Source organism: Pseudomonas sp. Sample_24 (assembly GCF_004307605.1).
In the GTDB taxonomy this organism is placed as follows: Bacteria; Pseudomonadota; Gammaproteobacteria; order Pseudomonadales; family Pseudomonadaceae; genus Aquipseudomonas.
In genome coordinates, this window is record NZ_RCNW01000328.1 from 1 (window position 1) to 2,875 (window position 2,875).

A 2,875-nucleotide genomic window follows, 5' to 3' on the forward strand; every position below is an offset into this window, starting at 1 on the left:
GAGCTGCATGCAAAATAAGTGAAACATTTTTCTTATAGATACTGAAAGACAGCGTCAATCCTTGATTTCCACCCCGCAAAACGGGGGGCGGAATAAAAAATGGGCACACCAACCAAGTTGGGTGCCCATTTTTTGTTGCCTGAAATACTGACCTTGTGGGAGCGAGCCTGCTCGCGATAGGGCCATCAGATCCAACATCAATGTTGAATGTCAGTCCGCTATCGCGAACAGGCTCGCTCCTACAGGGTTGAGTGGCGTTGTCACTGACGCTTGAGCATCACCGGCAACTGCGCCACCAGCTTAACGTTGTTCAACGGCGCACGAATGAACCCGCGCTGCGTGCCGTCCGGTCCGATGACCGCGAGGTTGCCGCTGTGGTCGACGGTGTAGTTCGGCTTGCTGGTATCCGCCGGGATGAACGGAATGCTCACTGCATTGGCAACTTTTTGCAGTTCCTCCACGGAGTTCGGCGTCAGGCCGACGAATTGTGGATCGAAGTAACCCAGATACTGTTTCAGCTGCTTCGGCGTATCGCGATTGGGATCGACGCTGACCAGCACGATCTGCAACTTGTCCACCGCCTCCGGTGGCAGTTCACTTTTGATCTGGCGCAACTGGGCGAGGGTGGTCGGGCAGATGTCCGGGCAGAACGTGTAGCCGAAGAACAGCAGCGACCACTTGCCTTTGAGTTCATTGATTTCAACCGGTTTGCCGTCCTGATCGGTCATCGTCACGCTCGGCAGATTGCGGCTTTGCGGCAGCAGGATGATCCCGGCGTCGATCAGTGCCGTCGGGTCGCCCTGACCTTTGCCGGACAGCACTTTGTTGATGGTCAGGCCCAGGACCAGCGCGATCAGGGCGACAAGGATGAAGACGGTTTTCTGGGTTCGAGTCATAGGTTCAACAATAAGTAGTGGTCTACGAGCAGCGCGATGAACAGCAGGAACAAGTAATAAATAGAGTACTTGAACGTGTTGATCGCCGCGTGCGGCCTAGTGCCACGGTACAGCACCACGGCCCATTGCAGGAACCTCGCGCCGAGGACGATCGCGCAGGTCAGGTAGAGCAGGCCGCTCATGTGGATCACGTACGGCATCAGGCTCACGGCCAGCAGCGCGGCGGTGTAAAGCAGAATATGCACCTTGGTGTAATGCTCGCCGTGGGTTACCGGCAGCATCGGAATGTCAGCCTTGGCGTATTCCTCTTTGCGGTGGATGGCCAGCGCCCAGAAATGCGGTGGGGTCCAGGCGAAAATGATCAGCACCAACAGCAACGGTTCGGCACTGACATGGCCGGTGGCAGCGGTCCAGCCGAGCAAGGGCGGTGCGGCACCAGCCAGGCCGCCGATCACGATGTTCTGTGGCGTCGCACGTTTGAGAAAACCGGTGTACACCACCGCATAGCCAAGCAACGAGGCGAGGGTCAGCCAGGCTGTCAGTGGATTGGTGAAGGCCAGCAACAGGGCCTGGCCAAGCACCGCCAGCACCAGCGCAAACGTCAGCGCCGCCGTTGGTGAGACTCGCCCCTCGGCCAAGGGGCGTTTATGGGTGCGCGCCATGACGGCATCGATCCGCCGGTCCACCACATGGTTGACCGCTGCTGCACCGCCCGCACACAGGGCGATCCCCAGGTTGCCGAACACCAGCACGGTCCATGGCACCCCGGCGCGAGTGGCCAGGAACATCCCCACCAGCGAAGTGATGAGCATCAGCACCACTACTTTCGGCTTGGTCAGTTCCAGGTAGTCACGCCAGATTGCCTGGCTGTGACGCTCGCCGATCAGAATCGCCATGGCATTTCTCCTTTTATTGTTATGGGCCCGGCTGAATGTTTACGCGGGCTGAAGCGCCAGCGAGTCGTTTGTTTGACCCGAACCAGGCTGGTTCGCGCGTGATAATTGACCAGCACCATCGTCAGCAACAGCGCCGCACCCCCGGCGTTGTGCGCCACGGCCACCGGCAGTGGCAGATGGAACACCACGTTGCTGATACCCAGCGTGATTTGCGCCGTGAGGGCGAGCAATACCAGCCCCGCCAGTCGCGTCATGCCGACTACCTTCAGTTGCCAGGCCAGGCCGAGCAGTACCAGGGTCACCAGTAGCGCGCCGATGCGGTGCGTCAGGTGAATCGCTGTGCGCGCATCACTGTCCAGTTGTCCGCCGAGGTAATTCGGGCCGATGTGCTGGGTCAGGTGAAAGCCATTGGCGAAATCGGCAGGGGGCAGCCATTGACCGTGGCAGGTCGGAAAGTCGATGCAGGCCACCGCGGCATAATTGGAGCTGACCCAGCCACCGAGGGCGATTTGCCCGATCACCAGCAGCAGCCCTGCCGTCGCCCAGTGCTGCAAACGACGTGGCACGGTCAATGCCGGCAGTACACCGGAGAGGCGCAAGGTCAGCAGGAACAATAGGCTCAACGTGGCGAAACCGCCGAGCAGGTGCCCGGTCACCACTTGCGGCCAGAGCTTGAGCGTCACCGTCCACATGCCGAACGCCGCTTGCGCGGACACCACCGCCAGCAGGAACAGCGGCAGCTTCACCGGCTGGCCTGGATGCCGGCGATGCATCCATGAGCGAGCGGCCAGGACCACGAGCAACAGGCCCAGGGTGCCGGCAAAATAGCGATGGATCATCTCGTTCCAGCCCTTGTGGGCTTCGACCGGCGTGTCCGGGAAATGCAATTCGGCATGGGCCAGTTGGGCTTCGCTCTTCGGCACGCTGATAAAACCGTAGCAGCCTGGCCAGTCCGGGCAGCCGAGGCCGGCGTGGGTCAGGCGGGTGTAGGCGCCGAGCAACACCACAATCAGTGCCAGCAAAGTGGCAAACAGCGCGAGGCGAAATCCAGGTTTGGCCATGACGATGCCCTTATCCGATGTT

At 60.3% G+C, this 2,875-nt stretch carries 3 protein-coding genes; all 3 read right to left on the reverse strand.

What is annotated here, in order from left to right:
- Positions 1-260: 260 nt before the first annotated feature.
- The 3 genes from D8V06_RS17745 to D8V06_RS17755 are packed head-to-tail and all read right to left on the reverse strand — an operon-like array spanning position 261 to position 2,853.
- Positions 261-896, reverse strand: a complete 636-nt coding sequence (locus D8V06_RS17745; protein WP_056854356.1) for an SCO family protein — start codon at positions 894-896, stop codon at positions 261-263.
- Complete coding sequence (gene cyoE, locus D8V06_RS17750; protein ID WP_056854357.1) at positions 893-1,792, reverse strand: heme o synthase; 900 nt, start codon at positions 1,790-1,792, stop codon at positions 893-895. The genes D8V06_RS17745 and cyoE overlap by 4 nt, the downstream gene beginning before the upstream one ends.
- Positions 1,780-2,853: a COX15/CtaA family protein gene (locus D8V06_RS17755; protein WP_130931435.1), complete on the reverse strand. Its 1,074-nt coding sequence runs from the start codon at positions 2,851-2,853 to the stop codon at positions 1,780-1,782. Before D8V06_RS17755 ends, cyoE begins: the two co-directional genes overlap by 13 nt.
- Positions 2,854-2,875 lie beyond the last annotated feature (22 nt).

Bases quoted from the DNA above. Each gene is read 5' to 3' on its own strand.
- D8V06_RS17745 (WP_056854356.1), bottom strand. From the start codon at position 896: ATGACTCGAACCCAGAAAACCGTCTTCATCCTTGTCGCCCTGATCGCG.
- cyoE (WP_056854357.1), bottom strand. From the start codon at position 1,792: ATGGCGATTCTGATCGGCGAGCGTCACAGCCAGGCAATCTGGCGTGAC.
- D8V06_RS17755 (WP_130931435.1), bottom strand. From the start codon at position 2,853: ATGGCCAAACCTGGATTTCGCCTCGCGCTGTTTGCCACTTTGCTGGCA.